This is a genomic window from Streptomyces sp. NPDC006265, from assembly GCF_040613555.1.
Classification (GTDB): Bacteria; Actinomycetota; Actinomycetes; order Streptomycetales; family Streptomycetaceae; genus Streptomyces.
This window is the reverse complement of record NZ_JBEXSH010001122.1, coordinates 1-2435: the sequence shown is the minus strand read 5'-3', so window position 1 is coordinate 2435 and position 2435 is coordinate 1. Positions and strand designations below refer to the sequence as shown.

At 69.8% G+C, this 2435-nt stretch carries 1 protein-coding gene; it reads right to left on the bottom strand.

Annotated elements, in window-relative coordinates:
• Nucleotides 1–132 precede the first annotated feature (132 nt).
• Complete coding sequence (locus ABZ281_RS46020; RefSeq protein ID WP_356664423.1) at nucleotides 133–2073, bottom strand: rhamnogalacturonan lyase; 1941 nt, start codon at nucleotides 2071–2073, stop codon at nucleotides 133–135.
• Nucleotides 2074–2435 lie beyond the last annotated feature (362 nt).

Genomic DNA, 2435 nt, shown 5'->3' with positions numbered 1-2435 from the left:
CTCTTCCTTCCTCGTGTTGCCACCCCGCCCCCCCCCACCCCCCGCACCCCGGCGGCCTCTCTTTGTGGGCTGTTCGGGCAATCTTGCCCTACTGCGATCGCAGTAGGGCAAGTGTCCGCGGCTCAGGGCGGGTCAGGGTGTGTAGACCGTCGGCCGGGGTGCCGTCGGCATGGCGTTGCCGATGAAGAAGCTCGGGTGCGGGGGCTGGTTGTAGGCGGTGTTCTGCCAGGCCATGGCCGTGCGGTACTGGGTGTCGTGGAGCAGGGTGGTGATCTTGGTGTTGGTCTGGTGCGGGGTCGAGTAGATCCTCAGCGCCCGGTTGTCGCCGGTGCGCCAGACGACCTCCTCGCGCCAGTCGCCGAGGATGTCGCCGGACAGGACCGGGGTGGACTTGGTGCCGTTGTTGGAGGCGACACCGGAGCCGGTGAGCAGCCGGGTGTCACCGGAGGTGCCGTACTTGTCGATGCGGGTGCCGTCGAGGAGCTCGCGCACGGGGTCGCCGTCCCACCAGGACAGGAAGTTGGTGCTGGAGGGCTCCCGGCCCAGGGAGGCGCCGGCGGTCGAGCGCAGGGTGGTGTCGGAGGCGGACCAGGCCTCCGCGCCCGCGCTGCCGGCGTAGATGTCGGCGGCGACACCGCGGCCGTTGTCGGAGCCCGACGCCGTCTGCCACAGCCGCGCACCCGTGCGGGCGTCGGCCATCCAGGAACCGGGCTTGCTGGAATCCTCCGAGACCTTGAAGTACTCCAGGCCCGGACGCGACGGGTCGAGGTCGCCGACGTGGCCGGCGTCGCCGTGGCCGAGCCGGGTGGTCCACAGACCGCTGCCGTTGTCGTCGACGGTCATCGCACCGTAGACGATCTCGTCCTTGCCGTCGGCGTCGACGTCGGCGACGGACAGGCTGTGGTTGCCCTGACCGTCGTAGCCCTTGCCGCTGTTGGTGGAGGAGGTGGTGTCGAAGGTCCAGCGGCGGGCGAAGGCGCCGCCCCGCCAGTCCCAGGCGGCTATCACCGTGCGGGTGTAGTAGCCGCGCGCCATGATCAGCGACGGGCGGGCGCCGTCCAGGTAGGCGGTGCCGGCGAGGAAGCGGTCGACGCGGTTGCCGTAGTTGTCGCCCCAGGAGGAGACACTGCCGCGGCCCGGGACGTAGTCGACGCTCTGCATCGCCTTGCCCGTCTGGCCGTTGAACATCGTCAGGTACTCGGGCCCGGTCAGGACGTAGCCGCTGGAGTTGCGGTGGTCGGCGGAGGAGTTGCCGATGACCGCGCCGGTTCCGTCGCGGGTGCCGTCGGCGGTCTTCATGGCGACCTCGGCCTTGCCGTCGCCGTCGTAGTCGTAGACCTGGAACTGCGTGTAGTGGGCGCCGGAGCGGATGTTGCGGCCCAGGTCGATGCGCCACAGCCGGGTGCCGTCGAGCTTGATGGCGTCGACGATGGTGTTGCCGGTGTAGCCGGACTGGGAGTTGTCCTTGGCGTTGGTGGGCTGCCACTTCAGGACGAGGTCCAGGGCACCGTCGCCGTCGAGGTCGCCGACCGAGGCGTCGTTGGCGTCGTACGTGTAGGCCGAGTTGCCCGGAGCGGTGCCGCCCGCGGGCGGGGAGATCGGCACGTCCTTGTAGCCCGTGCGGAACTGGACCGCGGGCCCGGACGCGGCCTGCTCGCTGCCGTTGACCACCGCGCGCACCGTGTAGTCGGCCGAGTCGGCGCCGCCCGAGTCGAAGTAGTTCGTCGAGGCGGTGACGGGCGAGGAGTTGATTCTCGTGCCGGCGCGGTAGACGTTGAACGACACGTCGTTCGGGTCGGTCGCCAGCCAGCGCCAGGACACCAGGTTTCCGCTGCTGGTGTGCACGCTGGTCAGTCCGCGGTCGAGCTTCTCGACCTGCCGGGCGGTCGCCGCGTGCGCGCTCTGGGGCAGTGCGACGAGGGCGGAGACGGCCAGCGCGGCGGCGGAGACACAGCCGACGAACCGGCTGCCTGTCCGGTGGGGTGTCCGCCACGGTCGTGGCGCGGTGCGGGGACGCCGGTGCGAGTCGGTCACGGTGGCCTCCGGGGCGTGGGGGTATGGGAACGCTCCCATGAGGACGGAGCGTAAGAACGAGCTGATGCCTCGTCAAGGATTCTGTCCAGTCAACTGTTCGTCCCTGTTCGGATCCGTGAGTTTCTCTGTGCCCGTGGATTGACAGCGAGATGGAGCGCCTTGAACACTGCGTGATGCGCCGCACGGGGCAACTGTGGTCGAAGGCAGTCGAACTGGTCGACCGGCCGGGAAGTCAGGCGCTGAGCACAGCAGTTCGTGGATCCCCGCACCCGCAACCCTCCCGTCTCGCGGATGGAGCGTCTCGTGTCGTGTCCCCCTGACAGGTTGGGAACGTTCCCATCCGTGCAGGCGGATCATCCCGGTCCTGGCCCCCCGCAACCCGCTGTCCGCCGGCCGCGTCC